The sequence below is a fragment of the Actinomyces sp. genome (assembly GCF_030524025.1).
GTDB lineage: Bacteria > Actinomycetota > Actinomycetes > Actinomycetales > Actinomycetaceae > Actinomyces.
The window spans coordinates 18,650-37,311 of sequence record NZ_JAUNHI010000012.1 but is presented as its reverse complement, the minus strand read 5'-3'; the positions used below and the strand labels follow the sequence as shown (position 1 = coordinate 37,311).

Here is an 18,662-nt window from a genome sequence, read left to right as displayed (position 1 = left end):
CGTCCTGACGGTCGATGCGGTGAGCCGTCCCGCCGGTTTTAATCGCCCCATGCGTACCGTTCTCAACGTCATCTGGGTAGTCCTGGGGGGCTTCTGGCTCTTCGTCGAGTACGTCGTCGTGGGGCTCATCGCCTGCGTGTTCATCGTGACGATCCCCGCGGGGATCGCCTCATTCCGCATCGCCGGCTACGCCCTGTGGCCCTTCGGGCGCGAGGTCGTACCCCAGCCCGACGCGGGGGCCATGAGCGCGCTGGGTAACGTCATCTGGTTCCTCGTGGCGGGGCTGTGGCTGGCCATCGGGCACGTCATGACCGCCGTGGCGCAGGCGGTGACCGTCATCGGGATCCCCCTGGCCATCGCCAACATCAAGATGATCCCCGTGACCTGTTTCCCCTTCGGCAAGCAGGTCGTGCCCGGCCGCGGCATCCTGTGAGCCGGCGCAGGGCGGCCCGCTCGGAGCGCCCCCGGCGGATCAGGCGGTGACGCGCCGGCCGCCCCGGCTACCGTGCCAGTATGCGAACCGTGATACCCGACGACGGGTCCCACGCCCCCGGCCTGGCCGAGCTGCTCAGCCGGGAGGTCCTCGTCCTCGACGGGGCGATGGGCACCGAGCTCGACGCCCGCGGCGTCGACACCCGCCACGCCCTGTGGTCCGCCCGGGCCCTGGTTGAGGACCCCGAGGCCGTCGCCGCCGTCCACGCCGACTACGTCGCGGCCGGCGCCCGGGTGCTGACGACCAACTCCTACCAGGCCACCGTGCCGGCCTTCGAACGGGCCGGGCTGGGGCGGGCCGCGGCGCTCCAGGCGCTGGAGACCTCCGCGCGCCTGGCCCAGGAGGCGGCCGCCGAGGCAGCTGGCTCGGCGGCGCCGGTGCTTGTCGCCGGGGGACTGGGCCCCTACGGCGCCTACCTGGCGGACGGGTCGGAGTACATCGGCGCCTACTCGGTGCACGTCCCCGACTTCGAGCAGGTCCACCGCCCGTGCATCGAGGCCCTCGCCTCCCAGGGCCTGCGGCTGTTCGCCCTGGAGACCATCCCCCGCCTCGACGAGGCCCGCGCGGTCCTCGACATCCTCACCCAGACCGTCCCCGATGCCGAGTGCTGGGTCTCCTTCCAGGTGCGGGCCGATGGCCGGACCCTGGCCGACGGCACACCGCTGGCCGCGGCCGCCGCCTGGGCCGACCGGTGCCCGGCGGTCAGCGCGGTCGGTCTCAACTGCGTGCCCCCGCCGACCGTGGCACGGGCGCTGCCAGTGCTCGGTGCGGCCACGCGCAAGCCGCTGGTCGCCTACCCCAACTCCGGGGACGTCTACGACCCGGCCACCAAGTCCTGGCAGACGGCGCAGGCCGCTGGGCGCTTCACCGCCGGCGTCCCGGCATGGATCGACGCCGGCCTGCGCCTGGTCGGCGGCTGCTGCCGCACCGGCCCCGCGGACACCGCCGTGCTGGCGCGCGCTGTGGCCGGCCTGGACTGAGACGGGCCTGGGCCACCCCGGGCCCACTCATCCCAGCGACTGGCTGAGGAGCCTGACCAGGAGCGCGAGCACAACGACCACGAGCACGACGCGCACGAAGCGCGGGCCGAACCGGGAGGCGGTGCGTGCCCCGAGCCAGCCGCCGACCATGTTCGCCACGCCCATGAGCAGGCCCAGCCGCCACTGCACCGCCCCGAGCAGCGCGAACACCGCCAGGGCGCCGGCGTTGGTGGCGAGGTTGACCGCCTTGGACATCGCCACGGCGGTGAGCGTGTCCAGACCGACCAGCAGGATGAACCCGATGAGGAGGAAGGAGCCGGTGCCCGGGCCGAGCATGCCGTCGTAGACACCGATCGCAGCCCCCAGGGCCAGGCACCGCATGAGCACCGAGCGCCGCGGCACAGCCGCCGGGGCCGCCGCGCCACCCGGCCCCGGCTCCAGGGTGTCCTGCGGCGCCCCGGTGCCGGGGCGCCTCCCGCCGCCGGTGAAGGAGTCGGGCTTGAGGACCGTGACTGCCAGCACGGCCAGGAGGGCGGCCGCGATCACCGGCCGAAGGACCTCGGTGGGCATCCGGGTCGCCGCCAGCGCGCCACAACCGGCTGTGCCCAAGGCCAGGAGGGAGGTGCTCAGTACATGGGCGGGGAAACCGACCTGCCGCCGGTAGGTGCCTGCGGCCGCGGTCGTGCCCATGACCGAGGAGACCTTGTTCGTGCCCAGGGCGTGGGTGGCCGGCAGGCCCGGCACGAGCATAAGCGCGGGGACCTGGACCAGGCCGCCGCCGCCGACCACCGCGTCCACCCAGCCTGCCAGGAGGGCGGCGCACATAAGCAGGGCGAGCAGCGAGGCCGTGAGCCCCGGCACCGACAGTGCGGCCAGGAGGTCGGTCATACCGGGCCCGTCCTCACCCCTCCTGCGGACCCACGCCCAGCAGGTGGACGACGGCCCGCCCCGCGGCGTCGCACTCGGCCAGGTCGACCAGCGCGGTGAGCCGCCAGTCGTGGTCGCCCTCGGGGTCCTCCAGGATCTGCGTGGCCAGCCAGACCCGGCGTCCCGCACGGTCCAGGGCCTCACGCAGCCGCTCGGAGACCCCGGCGGCGGCCAGGTCGGCCTCCCCGGGCTCCTCATCGAGGGGGGCCAGGGCCACCGAGCGGGCAGCGTTGCCGGTGCCGATCCAGTCGTACTCCTCCCAGTAGCGGCCCAGGGCCGCATCCCAACGCTCCTCGCCCCAGCCCGCCGAGGCGTCCAGCGCGGCCAGGCCCGCCACGTCGTCGCGCGCCATCAGCTCGACCCGGCGGAACATGTCCCGGCGCACCGCCGCGCGGAAGGCGTGAAGGTTGCGGGTCAGGGCCACGCGCCCCTCGGCGTCGGCCCCGAAGGCCCGCTCGACACCCATCGAGTCGTCGTGGCCGGGCCGGTCGGAGCCGTCCGTCAGAAGGGCGGCTCCCGCCTCCGCCCGGCCGGCCTGGGCGGCCCCCAGTGCCTCCCACTCGTCGAGCAGAGAGGAGTCCACCGCGCGGACCAGGGCGCCGAGCCAGTCGATGAGCTCGCCGACCTCCTCAGTGCGGTGCTCCTCGGGCACCACCTGACGCAGCGCCCGGTAGGCGTCGGACAGGTACCGCAGCACCACCCCCTCGGAGCGGCCGAGCTCGTAGCGGGAGACGAGGTCGGAAAAGGTCATGGCGTTCTCGACCATCTCGCGGACCACCGACTTGGGCGACAGCTCCTCCTCGGCCACCCAGGGGTTGGACCGCTTGTACATCTCCAGGGCGGGGGCCAGCAGCTCGGCCAGTGGACGGGGCCAGGTGATCTCCTCCAGGGCGGCCATGCGCTCGTCGTAGTCGAGGCCCTCGGCCTTCATCGCTGCGACGGCCTCCCCGCGGGCGGTCCGCTGCTGGGCGTAGAGCAGGGGGCGGGGGTCGTCCAGGGTCGCCTCGACCACCGAGACGACATCAAGGGTGTGCTCGGGGGAGTCGATGTTGAGCAGGTCCATGGCCGCCAGGCCGAAGGGCGCCAGGGGCTGGTTGAGGGCGAAGTCCTCGGGCAGGTCGACCGCCAGGCGCAGCCGGGGCCTGCCATCGGCCGCGGCCCGGGCGCTCGAGACGTGCTCGACCACTCCGGCGGTGCGCAGCGACTGGTAGATCGTCACGGCGCGCCGCACGTGGCGGCGCCGGTCCGCCCCCGGCTCGTGGACGCGATCGAGCAGCTGGGCCATCGCCCGCACCGGGTCGCCGTCGCGCTCCAGAAGGTTGAGGACCATCGTCGTGGTGACCTGGAACTGGCTGGTCAGGGTCTCGGGCGCGGCGTCGCGCAGCCGCTCGAAGGTCTTGTCCGTCCAGTTGACCCGCCCCTCGGGGGCCTTCTTGCGCACGATCTTGCGGATCTTGCGCGGGTCGTCCCCGGCCTTGGCCAGGGCCTTGGCGTTGTCGATGACATGCTCGGGCGCCTGGACGACGACGTAGCCGCGGGTGTCGAAGCCCGCCCGGCCGGCGCGTCCGGCGATCTGGTGGAACTCCCGGGCGGTGAGGTGGCGCTCCTTGGCGCCGTCGAACTTGACGAGGCTGGTGAGCACCACCGAGCGGATCGGCACGTTGATGCCCACCCCCAGGGTGTCGGTGCCGCAGATGACCGACAGGACTCCCCGGCGGGCCAGGCGCTCGACTAGCCGGCGGTAGCGGGGCAGCATTCCGGCGTGGTGGACGCCGATCCCCGCGCGCAGCAGGCGCGAGAGTGTCGCCCCGAAACCGCCGCCGAAACGGAAGTCCCCCAGCGCCGAGGCGATCTCGGCCTTGCGGGCCTTCGCGCCCAGGTCAACGCTCAGCAGGGAGGTGGCCCGCTCGATCGCCTCCTTCTGGGAGAAGTGGACGACGTAGACCGGTGCCCGGCCCTGGCCGACCAGGCGCTCGAGCAGCTCGCCGATGGGCTCGACGACGTACTCCATCTCCAGGGGCACCGGGCGCACCGCGTCGTCGACGACCCCGACCTCGCGCCCCGTGCGCTCACGCATGTCACGCACGAAGAAGGACACGTCCCCCAGCGTCGCCGAGAGCAGGACCATCTGGGCCTGCGGGAGCTCGAGCAAGGGGACCTGCCAGGCCCAGCCGCGCTGCGGGTCGGCGTAGTAGTGGAACTCGTCCATGACGACGGTGTCGACATCCATTGCCTCGCCCTCGCGCAGGGACTGGTTGGCCAGGATCTCGGCGGTGCAGCACACGACCGGGGCGGCGGGGTTGATGGAGGTGTCGCCGGTGACCATCCCGACGTTCTCGGCGCCGAACAGGCCGACGAGCTCGAAGAACTTCTCCGACACGAGGGCCTTGAGGGGGGCGGTGTAGTAGGAGCGCCCGCCCCGGGCCAGGGAGGCGGTGTGGGCCGCCAGGGCGATCATCGACTTGCCCGAGCCCGTGGGCGTGGCCGCGATGAGGTGGCGACCGTCGAGGATCTGGGACAGGGCCTCGTCCTGGTGGGGGTAGAGGGGGCGGCCGGTGGACTCGGCCCACTGGCTGAAGGCGATGTAGAGGTCCTCCGGCTCAGGGACGCGCTCGGGGTCGTCGGCGGGGATGAGGGAGTCGAGCATCGCGTTGAGCGAGGGAACCGCCGAGGAGGGAGCCATGCGGCCATCGTCTCACGGGCCCGGCCGCGCGCGTCCGGCTCGCCCCCGGCGGCGGCTTCGTCATCCGGGTGGACTCCGGCCGCTGAGCGGTCCGCTGGAACCCCGGGCGCCTCCGGGTGTGAGACGATGCCTGCTGTTGTCCTCTACAGTCCTCTACTGTCCTCTACAGTGTTCTACTGTCGTCCACTGTTCTCTACGTCCTGCGCGAAGGTTCCCTCCATGGAAGCTCTGTCCGCATCGCTGTTGTCGATCGCCGACTGGATCACCGCACACATCACGATGTGGGTGCTCGTGGGCACGGGTGTGGTGCTCACCATCGCCTCGCGCGGCATGCAGGTGCGCCTGTTCCCCGCGATGGTGCGCACGGTCCTGGGCTCCCGCCAGGGCGCCGGGGGTGGAATCTCCTCCTTCCAGGCCTTCACGATCTCACTGGCCGCGCGCGTGGGCGTGGGCAACGTCTTCGGCGTGGCGGCGGCGCTGCTTCTGGGCGGCCCGGGCGCCATCTTCTGGATGTGGGTGGTGGCCCTCGTGGGCATGTCCACCGCCTTCTTCGAGGCCACCTTGGCCCAGGTGTTCAAGGTCCGCGCCGCCGACGGCACCTTCCGCGGCGGCCCGGCCTACTACATGGCCCGGGGCATGCGCAGCCGCGCCCTGGCCTCGGTCTTCGCGGCCATCACCGTCATCACCTGCGCCTTCGTCATCACCTCCGTGCAGGCCAACGCGATCGCAGGCACCCTCCTGTCCGCCCTGGGCGACACCGGGGCCTCGCCCCTGGAGGGCCTGGGCGGCCTGAGCCCGGCCCAGCTGGTCATCGCCGCGCTCCTGTTTGTCTTCTCCTCAATGGTCATCTTCGGGGGCATCCGCTCGGTGGCCAGGGTCACCGAGTGGATGGCGCCGATCATGGCGCTCATCTACGTCGCCATGGTGGCGGTCATCGTCGGTCTCAACCTCAGTCAGTTCGACGAGGTCATCGTCCAGATCGTCAAGGGCGCCTTCGCCCCTGAGCCGCTCGTGGGCGGCCTGGGCGGGGGCATGCTCGCCGCCGTGGTCAACGGCACGAAGCGCGGCCTGTTCTCCAACGAGGCGGGTCAGGGCACCGCCCCCAACGCCGCGGCGACGGCCACCGTCGACCACCCGGTCAAGCAGGGGCTCATCCAGTCCCTGGGCGTGTTCATCGACACGATCATCGTGTGTACCGCCACCGCCTTCGTCATCCTCATCGCCGGTCCCGAGGTCTGGGGCGCCCCGGGGGTCAGCCCCGCGAACCTGACGACCCTGGCCGTGGCCAGGGAGCTGGGCGGGTGGACGATCATGCCGATGGCGGTGCTCATCTTCGTCCTGGCCTACTCCTCGATCATCGCCGCCTACGTCTACTCGGCGACCAACATGGCCTTCCTCACCGGCGCCGCGTGGGCGACCTGGGCGGTGCGCGTCCTGTCGGTGGCCTCGGTGGTGGTCGGTGCCCTGGCCTCCTTGGCCCTCGTGTGGAACACCGTCGACATCGCCATGGCGGTGATGACGGTGACCAACCTCGTGGCCCTCCTGACGCTGTCGCGGTGGGGCCTGGGCGCCCTGCGCGACTACGAGGCCCAGCGCCGTGCCGGGGTCGACTCGCCCGTCTTCGTCGGCACCGGCAACCCGCACCTGCCCGGGGACGTCCCCGGGGACGTGTGGGCCCCCCGCCCCGCCGAGCCCACTGCCGAGCCGGCCGGGCCTGCCACCGGGCAGGCCTCGTCGTCGTCCTTGCCGCCTGAGCCGTCATAACCGTCCGGCACGATCCGTCCGCCCCACCCCGGGACCTCCCGGGACCGCGTCCCCCACCCGGAGCACGATGATGATTCAGACCCTGACCCCGACGACGACGATGGCCGAGGTCGAGGAGACCCTCAACACCATCGACGACGTCTTCTACACCTATGTGCTGGCCGCCCTCCTCGTGGCGGTGGGCATCTACCTAACCGTGCGAACCCGAGGCATCCAGCTGCGTCACTTCGGCACGATGCTGCACTCTGTGGTCGGATCGCGCACCGGGGCGCAGGGCGGCATCTCCTCCTTCCAGGCCTTTGCCGTCGGCCTGGCCGCGCGGGTGGGCATCGGCAACGTCGCCGGGGTGGCCCTGGCAGTCGTCGCCGGCGGTCCCGGCGCCCTGTTCTGGATGTGGGTGGTCGCGCTCATCGGTATGGCCACGAGCTTCATCGAGTCGACCCTGGCCCAGGTGTTCAAGGAGCGCGGCCGTGACTTCACCTTCCGGGGCGGGCCGGCCTACTACATCAAGAACGGGCTGGGCTCGCGGGCCTGGGGGGCGGTCTTCGCCGTCCTGTGCATTGCCAGCGTCGGGGTGACGGTCGTCATGGTGCAGACCAACGCCCTGGCCGGGGTCATCAACGCCACCGTGCCGGAGGTCGCCCCCTGGATGGTGGGCGTGGCCCTCGTCCTGCTCACCGCCCCCGTCGTCCTGGGGGGCCTGCGGTCGGTGGCGCGGGTCACCGAGTGGATGGCCCCGATCATGGCGCTGATCTACGTCCTGGTCACCGTCGTCGTCCTCGTGCTCAACATCGGGCAGGTGCCCGAGGTGCTGTGGCAGGTCCTGCGCGGCGCCTTCGGCGTGGACGAGGCGCTGTTCGGAACGATGGGCGGCGCCCTGGCCGCAATCCTCAACGGTGTGCGCCGCGGCCTGTTCTCCAACGAGGCGGGCCTGGGCACCGTGCCCAATGCCGCGGGAACGGCCACCGTGGCCCACCCCGTGCGCCAGGGGCTCATCCAGGCCTTCGGCGTCTTCATCGACACGATCCTCGTGTGCACGGCCACGGGCCTGCTCATCCTCCTGGCCACCGACACCTACCAGCCCGGGCGCGAGGACCTCGTCGGAGCGGTGCTCACCCAGCAGGCGGTCGTCGAGCACCTGGGGGCCTGGACGACCTGGCCCATGGTCGTGCTCATCTTCGTGCTCGTCTTTTCCACGGTGCTGGGCTGCTACTCCTACTCCCAGGTCAACGTCAACTACCTGGGTGGGCAGCTGCGCGCCGAGCAGGCCTTCGGGGTCCTGCTCACCGCCGCGGCCTTCGCCGGCACCGTCCTGTCGCTGCCGATCGTGTGGGCTCTGACCGACATCGCCCTGGGCCTGCTCGGCCTGCTCAACCTCGTCGTCATCGTGCGTCTGGCCCCCTGGGCCATCGGTGCGTTGCGCGACTTCGAGGCCCAGCTGCGGGCCGGTCAGGAGCCGGTCTTCGTCGGGCACTCCAACCCCCACCTGCCCGGGGACGTGCTCGACGGCATCTGGGAGGAACCCGCCGACGGCGCCCATACCGCCCCCGCTGGCGAAGGGAGGCCGGCATGAGTGCCGTCGACCAGATCCTGACCACGGCGTCGAACTGGTTGTTCGGGACCATCCTCATCTGGCTGCTGCTCGGCGCCGGGGTGTGGTGCACGTTGAGGACCCGGGCGGTCCAGCTGCGGCACGCCGACGCGGTTCTGGGCGCCGTGGCCGGCTCGCGCCGGGGCGCCCAGGGAGGGGTCTCCTCCTTCCAGGCCTTCGCCATCGGCCTGGCCTGCCGGGTGGGGACGGGCAACATCGTGGGGGTGGCCCTGGCCCTCGTCCTCGGCGGCCCGGGGGCCGTGTTCTGGATGTGGGTGGTGGCCCTCGTGGGCATGTGCACGGCCTTCGCCGAGGCGACCCTGGGCCAGCTGTTCAAGGTGCGCCGAGGCGACGGCACCTTCCGGGGCGGACCCGCCTACTACATCGCCCGCGGCATGCGCGCCCCCGCCCTGGGTGCTGTCTTCGCCGTCGTGTTCATGATCGCCAACGGCCTGGCCATGCCGATGGTCCAGGCCAACGCGATGACCGCCGCCCTGGGCTCCTCAACGGGCCTGTCCCCGTGGACGGGCGCCGCGCTCGTCGCCGTGGCGGTCGCACCGGTGCTTCTGGGCGGCCTGCGCTCCATCGCGCGGGTCACCGAGTGGATGGCCCCCATCATGGCGGGTTTCTACCTCCTGCTCGTGGTGGCCATCATCGTCCTCCACCCCACCGAGGCCTACCACGCCGTCGAGCAGATCATCTCCGGCGCCATCGGTCTGCGGGAAGGGCTGGCCGGACTGGCCGGGGGAGTGACCGCCGCCATGCTCAACGGTGTGCGCCGCGGTCTGTTCTCCAACGAGGCCGGGCTGGGCGGTGCCGCCTGCGCCGCGGGCTCGGCCACCGTGGCCCACCCCGTCCAGCAGGGGTTCATCCAGGCCTTCGGGGTCTTCGTCGACACCATCCTCGTGTGCACGGCCACGGCGCTGGCGATCCTCATCGCCGGGGCCCGGTCCCCGGAGCTGTACACCCCGGGTCTGACCGGGGCCGGGGACTCCGGGGTGTCCGGGACGCTCACCCAGTCCGCCGTCTCGGCGACCCTGGGGTCCTGGACGACCTGGCCGATGACCGTGCTCATCCTCGTCCTCGCCTACTCCACGATCCTGGGCGCCTTCTCCTACGCCGAGGTCTGCCTGGACTACCTCACCCGCCGGCCGTGGGCGACCACGGCCCTGCGGGTGGCGGGTGTGGCCTGCACCCTGGTCGGTGGCGGCCTGGCCCTGAGCACGGTGTGGACCCTGGCCGACGTCATGCTGGGGATCGGAGCGATCCTCAACCTCATCGCCCTGGTCGCGCTCATCGGCTGGGTGCGCGGGGCGCTGACCGACTGGGAGGAGCAGCGGGCCCAGGTCGCCGCCGGCAGCAGGGCGCCCGAGGCGGTGCGCTTCATCTCGGCGGGCAACCCGCACCTTCCCGGGGCACTGGACGCCGACGCCTGGCCCGAGTGACCGGGGCTCCGGGGCCGGCGCCTGAGGCGATACCGGACCGAAACACGGCCGTCCTAGCCTGCTCGACGGCCTCGCGCCATCCCTGCCCGCTCTCGCAGGCCCTCGCCCGTCCGCGGCTTCCCGCCCTTGACGCTCCTCGACACTGGAGGTCCCATGCATCCCACCGCGTCCACCGCGATGCCCACCACGGGCTTCTTCGACGGGCCCGCCGCCGTCCTGGACACCGTCTCGGGATACCTGTACGGCCAGCTGCTCGCCTGGCTGCTCATCATCGCGGGCATCTGGTTCACCGTGCGCACCCGTGGTCTCCAGTTCCGCCACTTCCGGGCGATGATCTCGGCGATCACCGGCTCACGCGGGCAGGCCGACGGGGGCATCTCCTCCTTCCAAGCCTTCACCATTGGCCTTGCCTCGCGGGTGGGGACCGGCAACATCGTCGGGGTGGCCCTGGCCATCACCCTGGGCGGCCCGGGCGCGGTGTTCTGGATGTGGGTGGTGGCCCTGGTCGGCATGGCCACCGGTTTCATCGAGTCGACCCTGGCCCAGATGTACAAGATCCGCCACCCCGAGGGGACCTTCCGGGGCGGACCCGCCTACTACATCACCCGTGGACTGGGGTCGCGGCGCTGGGCGAGCGTGTTCGCCGTGGTCATCACCTTCGTCTTCGGCTTCGCCTACGAGGCCACCCAGGCCAACGCGATCGCGGGGGTCATGGAGGGGACCTTCGGTGTCGAGCCGTGGGTGACGGCCATCGGCCTGGTGCTCATCACCGCACCGGTCATCTTCTCCGGCATCACCGGGGTGGCCAGGGTGGCCGAGTGGATGGCGCCGATCATGGCCGGGGTATACGCCCTCATGGCGCTGGTCGTCCTCGTGCTCAACATCGGTGCCATCCCCGCCGCCCTGTGGAGCATCTTCGAAGGCGCCTTCGGTCTCAACGAGGCGGTGGCCGGCATCGCCGGGGGAGTCACGGCGGCGGCCCTCAACGGCATCAAGCGCGGCCTGTTCTCCAATGAGGCCGGTGAGGGGTCGGTGCCCAACGCCGCGGCGACGGCGACCGTGGCCCACCCCGTCCAGCAGGGCCTCATCCAGTCCCTGGGCGTCTTCGTCGACACGATCATCGTGTGCACGGCCACCGCCCTCATCGTCCTGCTCTCGGGCGTCTACACCCCGGAGGGCACGATGGCTCTGGCCGAGGTCGACCCCCAGGCGGCCAAGGACGCCGCCTCGACACTGACCTCGGTGTCCATCGGTGCGGTCCTGGGAGGCTGGGCCGAGTACCTCATGGCGGTCGTCATCTTCGTGTTCGCCTACTCCTCCCTGCTGGGCAACTACACCTACGCGCAGGTCAACATGGACTTCCTGCGCGGGACCGGCCACAAGCACTACGGGCTGTGCGCGATGATCGTTGTAGCCACCGTCGTCGGCTCGGTCGCCTCATTGACCTTCGTGTGGAACCTGTCCGATGTCGTCATGGGCCTCATGGCGATCATCAACATCGTGGCGATCGTCCTGTTGGGCAAGTGGGCCTTCGGCGCGCTGGCCGACTGGGAGGACCAGACCAGGCGCCTCAAGGCCGGGGAGATCGAGGAGATCCGCTTCGTGGGCGAGGACAACCCCCACCTGCCGGGCGACCTGCCCGGAGACGTGTGGTCGGCGCGCAACGCCGGCCGCCCGGTGGCCGGCACCGGGGACTCGGTCCCCTGGGAGTCCAACGAGGCCTGAGCACGGCGCGACCTCCGACGCGTCCCCATAGTGGCGTGGTGAGTGCGGCGCCCCGGCGGAGAACGGCGGAAGTATGCCGGTCTCCCTGCGTCAACAACGTCACGACCTCGTAAGTTGAGATGTTCGGTCATGTCAGCCACCAGACCACCAGTCCGATGACAGCGCTCGACGCCAGGAGTGCAACCAACGCGCGGGGACGCAGCTGCTCCGTCACATGAAATCTGTAGTCGCCCCACCCGGCGCAATTCTCGGTGCCCGGATAGACGAGCCTGGCGGGACGCAGGGTACAGATGACCAACCGGTCAACGACAAGAATGTCGAACAGACCGCCTGCCTCGCGTGCAGAGGCGTCGGCCGTCCGTGGCCATCTCGTTGAACCCGAGAGCGGTCATCGCTCGGTTGATCGCCTCAGCCGTCATCGCCGGCGGCAGGCTGCCGGATCGAGCCACCATCGAAGCCAGCCCTTCCCTTGGGGATCCTACCGCTTCCTGGCATGGAGAGGGATACGTCATCGTCATGGTTGCACGCTCCTGTTCGTCCTGGCCGACCGTCGCCGTCGCCCCGGAGGGTTCCCCTAGGCTGGTGCCATGAAGATCGCACGCTTCGCCACCGGTGATGAGCTCCGCTACGGCATCGTCGAGGGGCTGGACCCCCAGGATGCCACCCCCTCGGGAGAGTCCACGGGACACCTCATCGTCCTCAAGGGCGACCCCCTCTACACCCTGCCCGAGGCCACCGGGCAGGTCGTGCCCCTGAGCGAGGCACGCCTCGTCTCGCCGGTCATCCCACGCTCCAAGGTCGTGGGCATCGGCAAGAACTACGCGGCGCATGCCGCTGAGATGGGCACCGAGCCTCCGGCCGAGCCGGTCGTCTTCCTCAAGCCCAACACCGCGGTCATTGGCCCCGACGTCCCGATCATCCTGCCGGAGTGGTCCGACGAGGTCCACTACGAGGCCGAGCTCGCCGTCGTCATCCGCACGGTCGCCAAGGACATCGACCCCGACGACGCCCACCGCGTCATCCTGGGCTACACCGTGGCCAACGATGTCACCGCCCGCGACCGCCAGCGCCAGGACACCACGTGGGCGCGGGCCAAGGCCTTCGACACCTCCTGCCCGCTGGGCCCCTGGATCGAGGTCCCCGACCCCGGGGCCCACTCCGCCTTCGACCCCGCCGAGGCCGTCGTGCGCACCCGGGTCGATGGCAAGCTCGTCCAGGAGGGCAGCACGGCCGACCTCATCCGCTCGGTCCCCGAGCTCATCGCCTACGCCTCGCGGCTCTTCACCCTCCTGCCCGGAGACGTCCTGCTCACCGGTACCCCCGCCGGGGTCGGGGAGATCCGTGCCGGGCAGCGCGTCGAGGTCGCCGTCGAGGGGATCGGCTCGATGACCAACCCCGTCCTGCGCCGCTGAGGCCCAGCGCCGGGCAGCGGCGTGCACGGTGCCTCAGGACAGGCCGGCGACGGCCCCGAGAAGGCGGGAGACAGTCTGCTCCTCAATGGCTCGGCCCGTGGCCAGGTTGAGCCGGCAGAAGTCCTCGTACCCGGCCCCGAAGGCCCTCCCCGCGTTCATGACCACCCCTGGCTCCCGGCGGAAGAAGGCTGCGGGGCTCAATCCGTCGGGCAGGCCCAGCCCGGTGCAGTCGAGCCACGCCAGATAGGTGCCCTGCGGGACCGTGACCTCGACCCCCTCGACCGGTGCCAGCGCCCGGGCGAGGAGCTCGGCATTGGCCCGCACGTAGTCGCGCACGACGGCGTTCCAGGCCAGTCCCTCGGGGCTGAGGGCCGCCACGGCCGCCGTGGCCCCGAGCACCGAGGCCTGGTCATCGAGCCCGGCGGACAACGGGCAGGACTGCCAGGCCCGACGCCCCGGTCCCGAGGCGATCAGCTGGGCGCACCGCAGGCCCGGGACGTTCCAGCCCTTCGAGACGGCGGTCGCGGTGAAGGTCAGGGCAGGGTCCGCCGTCGGACGCGAGGCATAGGGCGTGTGGGAGGCCGTTGGGTCGAGGACAAGGGGGGAGTGGATCTCGTCGGCGAAGACGATGACGCCGTAGCGGGTGGACAGGGCGGCCACGGCGTCGAGCTCGGCGGGGGACAGGACCCGGCCCACGGGGTTCCACGGGTTGCACAGCACGAGCAGACCCGCCCCCTGCGCCATCGCCGCCTCGATCGCCTCGAGGTCCAGCGCCCAGGAGGGGTCGTCTCCCATCCCGCGCAGCGCCGGGACCTCGATGCAACGGCGTCCGCGGTGACCGGGGATCGACAGGAACGGCATGTAGGCGGGCGTGGGCACGATCACCGCCGAGCCGGGCCGCGTGTGGTGCTCGATCAGCGCCGCCAGGGCAGAGAGCACATCCGGCAGAAGGCTGACGTCCTCGACGGGGACGGGCCAGCCGAAGGCCTCCTCGTGGAAGCGCGACACGGCCGTGCGTGCGGCCAGGGCAAGGCCCGCCGGCATGTAACCCAGCAGGGTGTCGCGGACCGCGCCCTCCAGGGCGATCCTGACGGCCGGGGCGGTGCCCAGGTCCATCTCGGCGACCCAGGCCGCGATGACGTCACCGGGGTACTGCGTCCACTTGACGGATCCGCGGCTCCGCAGGACCTGCGGGGTCAGGGCGTCGAACTCGGCGAGCGTGCTTCCAGCATCGAAGGGGACCGTCATGGGCCGAAGTCTAGGCGAGGCCCGGACGGCGGGTGAGGCCATGAGCCGGCCCCGCCTCCCGGGCAGCGCACGGGCCGGGGAGGCAGGGCCGGTGCCAGGGGCCGGTGCCGTGCGGCTGGTCACGCGCATGGCACCGGCGGCCGCCTGGCTGCTGGTGATGCGGCCGGTTACGCCTCCATGTCGGGCGTGCCCGGGTTGATGACCGTCGTGTCCTCCACGAGCTCGGCCAGGTCGAGGTCCGAGTAGGCGTCGGTCGGGCACACGTAGCTGACCCTCAGCTCGACGGGCGTGTCCTTGTCGGTGAACACCCGCACCCACTCCACACCGGTGAACATGGTGCCGTCGCCGCTCGTGTAGCTGAAGTCCATGCGGATCGACTCCAGCCGGATCCCGTCCATGTCACGGATCGTGTCGACGTCGTCGCTGGTGTCATAGACCAGGCCCGAGCTGCCGGAGTTGTCCCAGGCCGCCATGGCAGGCTCCACCATCGACTCGGTGGCCTCGCGGTCGTCGGTCAGGCCGCCCGTGTAGTAGTTCTGGTGGGTGGTGAAGGAGCAGCCCGCGTCATTGTCGAGCTGGTTGACCCCATCGGTGTCCCAGGTCGTCAGGTACCAGCCCTCAGCCGTGACCGGGATGCTCCAGACCGCTGCCTCACGGGAGTACTCCTCGCCGCCGGACTCGGTCGGCGCATCCTCCGTGGGTGCGGTCGTCTCCTGGACGTCCGGCGTCTGCTCGGCGACGGTGCTCGGGGATGTCGGACCGGGCACGGGAACCTGATCGCCGCAGGCGGCCAGAGCGGGAAGCCCGACCGCGAGGGCTGCCAGCGCCGCGATCCGGCGCAGGCGGGCGGGACGGGAGGCGGCCGCAGATGCTGACGATCCCATGATGGACTCCAATCAACGAAGAACGAACAAGAAAGAACGCGGGGACGCTGCCGGCATCGGCAGTGGTGGCCGACAAGGCAACGTTAAGGAGGCGTGGTGCCGGGCGGCCATGGGGAGGACAGCCCCAGCCGGACGACGGCGCGCTCCAGGGAGCCGATCCTCTAGATGAATACGTCCAAGGGTTTCGGTGGGTCCCAATCTCGAGGTGCCATATGTCCCGATCTCGAGGTGTCATATCTACCGATCTCGAGGTGCCATATGTCCCGATCTCGGCGAGGGGGAAGGCCTCGGAGTCGTGAGGTCGCCCCCGGACTCGTGCCTCCCGGCCCGTGTCGCCCAGCCCACCCCTGGGACGTACTCATCTAGGCTGGGCCCACCATGACAGCGACCTCCTCAGCAACCTCGCCATTCTCGTCCCCCGCCACCCCCGCGGGTCGGGCTGCCGTGCCGCCCCCGGGCTCGAGCCCCATCCGGGTGCGCTTCTGCCCCTCGCCCACCGGCGCCCCGCACGTGGGCCTGGTACGCACCTGCCTGTTCAACTGGGCCTACGCCCGGCACACCGGCGGGACCTTCGTCTTCCGGATCGAGGACACCGACGCCGCCCGGGACTCCGAGGACTCCCTGCGCGACATCGTCGACTCCCTGTCCTGGCTGGGCCTGGACTGGGACGAGGGGCTGGACAAGGGCGGCCCGCACGAGCCCTACCGGCAGTCCCAGCGCATGGCCCTCTACCGGCAGGTCGCCGTCGAGCTCCTCGAGGCCGGCTACCTCTACGAGTCCTACTCGACCCCCGAGGAGATCGAGGAGCGCCACCGGGCCCGCGGCCGGGACCCCAAGCTCGGCTACGACGGGTTCGACCGGCACCTGTCCGATGAGCAGAAGGCAGAGCTCCGTGCGCAGGGGCGCAGGCCCGTGCTGCGCATGCGCATGCCCGAGGAGGACATCACCTTCACCGACCTCGTGCGCGGCCCGATCACCTTCAAGGCCGGCTCGGTGCCCGACTACGTCGTCGTCAGGGCCGGCGGCGAGCCTCTCTACACGCTGGTCAACCCCGTTGATGACGCCGCCATGGGTATCACCCACGTCCTGCGCGGCGAGGACCTGCTGTCCTCCACGCCCCGCCAGATCGTCCTGTACCGGGCGCTGGTGGCCATCGGGCGCGCCGAGGCGGTGCCCGAGTTCGGCCACTTGCCCTATGTCATGGGGGAGGGCAACAGGAAGCTGTCCAAGCGGGACCCGCAGTCCAACCTCCTCATCCACCGGCGTCGCGGGATGGTTCCCGAGGGGCTGCTCAACTACCTGGCGCTGCTCGGCTGGTCGCTGGCCAAGGACAGGGACGTGTTCACCGTCGAGGAGATGGTGGACGCCTTCGACGTCCACGAGGTCAACCCCAACCCCGCCCGCTTCGACCCCAAGAAGTGCGAGGCCATCAACGCCGAGCACATCCGCAGGCTCGAGCCGACCGACTTCCGCGACCGGCTCGTGCCCTACCTCGCCGACGTCTACCCCGACCCGGCGGACCCGCAGTGGGAGCCCTCGCCGCTGGTGTCCGCGGCCGAGTTCGACTCCCTGAGCACGCGTGAGCAGGAGGTGCTGACCGCCGCCGCCCCGCTTATCCAGACCCGCGTCCAGCTCCTGGGCGAGGCGCGCCAGATGCTCGGGTTCCTGCTCGTGGACGAGGACGCCTTCGCGGTCGAGGAGCTCGCCGTGGCCAAGCTGAAGGACTCGGCCCCCGAGGTCCTTGACGCGGCGATCAGCGCCCTCGAGGCGCTGCCGGCCGAGGGGTGGGACGCCGCGAGGCTCGAGGAGGCACTGCGCGAGGCCATCGTCGAGGGCCTGGGGATGAAGCCGCGCCTGGCCTTCGTGCCCGTGCGCGTGGCGGTGACCGGCCGGCAGGTCTCCCCGCCGCTGTTCGAGTCCATCGAGATCCTGGGGCGCGACGCGAGCCTGGGCCGCCTGCGCGCCCTGCGCGACCGCCTGACCTGAGCCTGCCGGTGGGGCCGGCAGGACCCGGAGGGCGGGTACTGCCGGCGTCGGGATGCCCGGGCCGCCCGGGCTACTCAGACATCTTGCCTGCCGTCAGCCCCTCGATGCGGATGCCCCTGAGGATGGTCTGCCACTGCTCGGGAGTGATGTTGTGCCCCACCCGGCACATGGCCATCACCGAGAACTCCAGTCCGGCCGCACCCACGGCGCGGGCGAAGTTGTAGCCCTCGACCGTCTCGGTCGTGCCGTCGGCGTAGGTGTAGACGCCGCTCCATGTGATGGAGTAGCCCTCCATCGTGCCGCCGTCGTCACGCACGAGGTCGAGCTTCTCGCGGCTCCACTCGGTGAAGTCGGAGATGCCCGACTCATCGACGGTCACCAGGGTCGAGCTCATCGTGTCGTCGTCGAGCTGGAGGTTGTAGATGACCGCGGAGATGTCCCGGGTCTCATAGCCGACGCAGTTGCCCGAGTGGGTGCGGTATCCCTCGATGTTGCCGTGCTCGCTGACGGCGCCGGTGTTGATGACCGAGTCGTCCTGGTACCACACCGAGTAGTCCTCGTTGTAGAACTTGAGTGACGGGGGAGTCCAGGCCGGGCGCGCGGAGGGTGACGGCGGCGCGGCCGTGCGCGTGGTCACCGCCGAGCTCCGGGTGGGGGTGGTCTTCGGCTCCATCGTCGGCGCAGCGGTCCGGGTGTTCAACCCCGACCTCCTCGTGCTCGTCGTCTCCGAGGACGACGAGGCGGAGTCGGTCGAGCCCGAGCATGCCGCCAGGGCCACAGAGGTGGTCAGGCACAGGCCGGCCGCCAGTGCGCGTGCGGTGCGGCGGCGTGCATGGGACCGGGGTGTGCGTGGTGGGACAGGAGTCATCGTCGCCTCCGCAGGTCGCCGGGGGCCCAGGGCGGGTTGCTCGGGGATTGTCGGGAAGTCTACTGGGCGCCGCAGGTCGCCGGGGGCGGTGGGGCGCGCGAGCTTCCCTGGGCACTGTGGCTGGTACTGTGGCTGCACTCACGCGTACCGGAGTTGGCAGCCCGTAGGGCCGCGTGTAGATTGTCTCCCGCTGCCCCGGACGCCAGCGTCCGGAGCCGCCATGCATTTGGGGTATGGTGTAATTGGCAACACAGGTGATTCTGGTTCATCCATTCTAGGTTCGAGTCCTGGTACCCCAGCGAGGAGCAGCGGAAGTGTGTCCGATAGGGAGCGTTCCGCGGTCCTTGACCACAACTGGATTACTCGCCCCGTTCGTCTAGCGGCCCAGGACACCGCCCTCTCACGGCGGCAGCACCGGTTCAAATCCGGTACGGGGTACGAATCAGGACCTGCTCGGGTCCTGGCTCACGGGCCCCGTTCGTCTAGCGGCCCAGGACACCGCCCTCTCACGGCGGCAGCACCGGTTCAAATCCGGTACGGGGTACCACGGCGCCACGGGCCCGGTCGATCGACCGGGCCCTTGTCATGCCACCGGTCGGGCGCGCCACCGGTGAGCCGCACAGGCTGGGTAGAATATCGGCGTGACGAACTTCCCC

Annotated in this window: 13 protein-coding genes and 3 tRNA genes; 11 read left to right on the top strand and 5 right to left on the bottom strand. The window is 71.1% G+C overall.

Features of this window, described 5'->3' with window-relative positions; genetic code table 11:
• The first annotated feature begins 49 nt into the window (after positions 1-49).
• Together Q4C85_RS06355 and mmuM are read left to right on the top strand one after the other, a co-directional pair.
• Positions 50-433, top strand: a complete 384-nt coding sequence (locus tag Q4C85_RS06355; RefSeq protein ID WP_303140688.1) for a YccF domain-containing protein — start codon at positions 50-52, stop codon at positions 431-433.
• A gap of 80 nt (positions 434-513) precedes the next feature.
• Positions 514-1,473, top strand: coding sequence for a homocysteine S-methyltransferase (gene mmuM / locus Q4C85_RS06350; RefSeq protein WP_303140686.1), 960 nt, complete (start codon positions 514-516; stop codon positions 1,471-1,473).
• A 27-nt stretch (positions 1,474-1,500) separates the two neighbouring features.
• On the opposite strand, the gene Q4C85_RS06345 is transcribed toward mmuM, so the two are convergent.
• Both Q4C85_RS06345 and Q4C85_RS06340 read right to left on the bottom strand, forming a co-directional pair.
• A complete protein-coding gene (locus Q4C85_RS06345; protein ID WP_303140684.1) occupies positions 1,501-2,361 on the bottom strand; it encodes a sulfite exporter TauE/SafE family protein in 861 nt (286 codons plus the stop codon).
• Positions 2,362-2,374: 13 nt separating this feature from the next.
• A complete protein-coding gene (locus Q4C85_RS06340) occupies positions 2,375-5,083 on the bottom strand; it encodes an RNA helicase (protein ID WP_303140683.1) in 2,709 nt (902 codons plus the stop codon).
• Positions 5,084-5,302: 219 nt separating this feature from the next.
• On the opposite strand from Q4C85_RS06340, the gene Q4C85_RS06335 reads away from it, so the two are divergent.
• The 5 genes from Q4C85_RS06335 to Q4C85_RS06315 all read left to right on the top strand — a co-directional run bounded on the left by Q4C85_RS06335 (position 5,303) and on the right by Q4C85_RS06315 (position 13,020).
• On the top strand, positions 5,303-6,847 hold the full coding sequence (locus Q4C85_RS06335) for a sodium:alanine symporter family protein (RefSeq protein ID WP_303140681.1): 1,545 nt from the start codon (positions 5,303-5,305) through the stop codon (positions 6,845-6,847).
• A gap of 70 nt (positions 6,848-6,917) precedes the next feature.
• Positions 6,918-8,420, top strand: a complete 1,503-nt coding sequence (locus Q4C85_RS06330; RefSeq protein WP_303140732.1) for a sodium:alanine symporter family protein — start codon at positions 6,918-6,920, stop codon at positions 8,418-8,420.
• The gene (locus Q4C85_RS06325) at positions 8,417-9,883 is read left to right on the top strand and encodes a sodium:alanine symporter family protein (protein ID WP_303140679.1); all 1,467 of its coding nucleotides are present in this window, start codon (positions 8,417-8,419) and stop codon (positions 9,881-9,883) included. Before Q4C85_RS06330 ends, Q4C85_RS06325 begins: the two co-directional genes overlap by 4 nt.
• Positions 9,884-10,036: 153 nt before the next feature.
• Positions 10,037-11,608 (top strand): sodium:alanine symporter family protein, encoded by a 1,572-nt coding sequence (locus Q4C85_RS06320; RefSeq protein ID WP_303140678.1) that lies wholly within the window; start codon positions 10,037-10,039, stop codon positions 11,606-11,608.
• 587 nt (positions 11,609-12,195) lie between these two features.
• The gene (locus tag Q4C85_RS06315; RefSeq protein WP_303140677.1) at positions 12,196-13,020 is read left to right on the top strand and encodes a fumarylacetoacetate hydrolase family protein; all 825 of its coding nucleotides are present in this window, start codon (positions 12,196-12,198) and stop codon (positions 13,018-13,020) included.
• Positions 13,021-13,053: 33 nt separating this feature from the next.
• On the opposite strand, the gene Q4C85_RS06310 is transcribed toward Q4C85_RS06315, so the two are convergent.
• Together Q4C85_RS06310 and Q4C85_RS06305 are read right to left on the bottom strand one after the other, a co-directional pair.
• Positions 13,054-14,268: a MalY/PatB family protein gene (locus Q4C85_RS06310; RefSeq protein ID WP_303140675.1), complete on the bottom strand. Its 1,215-nt coding sequence runs from the start codon at positions 14,266-14,268 to the stop codon at positions 13,054-13,056.
• 167 nt (positions 14,269-14,435) lie between these two features.
• Positions 14,436-15,152, bottom strand: a complete 717-nt coding sequence (locus Q4C85_RS06305; RefSeq protein ID WP_303140674.1) for a hypothetical protein — start codon at positions 15,150-15,152, stop codon at positions 14,436-14,438.
• A gap of 378 nt (positions 15,153-15,530) precedes the next feature.
• On the opposite strand from Q4C85_RS06305, the gene gltX reads away from it, so the two are divergent.
• Positions 15,531-17,138, top strand: a complete 1,608-nt coding sequence (gene gltX, locus Q4C85_RS06300) for a glutamate--tRNA ligase (protein ID WP_303140672.1) — start codon at positions 15,531-15,533, stop codon at positions 17,136-17,138.
• Between the two features lie 70 nt (positions 17,139-17,208).
• Here gltX and Q4C85_RS06295 read toward each other — a convergent pair whose 3' ends face one another.
• On the bottom strand, positions 17,209-17,838 hold the full coding sequence (locus Q4C85_RS06295; RefSeq protein ID WP_303140671.1) for a hypothetical protein: 630 nt from the start codon (positions 17,836-17,838) through the stop codon (positions 17,209-17,211).
• Between the two features lie 395 nt (positions 17,839-18,233).
• On the opposite strand from Q4C85_RS06295, the gene Q4C85_RS06290 reads away from it, so the two are divergent.
• From Q4C85_RS06290 to Q4C85_RS06280, 3 genes are all read left to right on the top strand, one after another.
• Positions 18,234-18,305: transfer RNA gene (locus Q4C85_RS06290), tRNA-Gln, on the top strand.
• 66 nt (positions 18,306-18,371) lie between these two features.
• Positions 18,372-18,444 (top strand) — tRNA-Glu (locus Q4C85_RS06285).
• Between the two features lie 33 nt (positions 18,445-18,477).
• Positions 18,478-18,553, top strand: a tRNA-Glu gene (locus tag Q4C85_RS06280).
• Positions 18,554-18,662 lie beyond the last annotated feature (109 nt).

Coding starts and splice junctions, on each gene's coding strand:
- Q4C85_RS06345 (WP_303140684.1), bottom strand. CDS start 2,361: ATGACCGACCTCCTGGCCGCACTGTCGGTGCCGGGGCTCACGGCCTCG.
- gltX (WP_303140672.1), top strand. CDS start 15,531: ATGACAGCGACCTCCTCAGCAACCTCGCCATTCTCGTCCCCCGCCACC.
- Q4C85_RS06315 (WP_303140677.1), top strand. CDS start 12,196: ATGAAGATCGCACGCTTCGCCACCGGTGATGAGCTCCGCTACGGCATC.
- Q4C85_RS06330 (WP_303140732.1), top strand. CDS start 6,918: ATGATTCAGACCCTGACCCCGACGACGACGATGGCCGAGGTCGAGGAG.
- Q4C85_RS06340 (WP_303140683.1), bottom strand. CDS start 5,083: ATGGCTCCCTCCTCGGCGGTTCCCTCGCTCAACGCGATGCTCGACTCC.
- Q4C85_RS06310 (WP_303140675.1), bottom strand. CDS start 14,268: ATGACGGTCCCCTTCGATGCTGGAAGCACGCTCGCCGAGTTCGACGCC.
- Q4C85_RS06335 (WP_303140681.1), top strand. CDS start 5,303: ATGGAAGCTCTGTCCGCATCGCTGTTGTCGATCGCCGACTGGATCACC.
- Q4C85_RS06320 (WP_303140678.1), top strand. CDS start 10,037: ATGCATCCCACCGCGTCCACCGCGATGCCCACCACGGGCTTCTTCGAC.
- Q4C85_RS06325 (WP_303140679.1), top strand. CDS start 8,417: ATGAGTGCCGTCGACCAGATCCTGACCACGGCGTCGAACTGGTTGTTC.
- mmuM (WP_303140686.1), top strand. CDS start 514: ATGCGAACCGTGATACCCGACGACGGGTCCCACGCCCCCGGCCTGGCC.
- Q4C85_RS06355 (WP_303140688.1), top strand. CDS start 50: ATGCGTACCGTTCTCAACGTCATCTGGGTAGTCCTGGGGGGCTTCTGG.
- Q4C85_RS06305 (WP_303140674.1), bottom strand. CDS start 15,152: ATGGGATCGTCAGCATCTGCGGCCGCCTCCCGTCCCGCCCGCCTGCGC.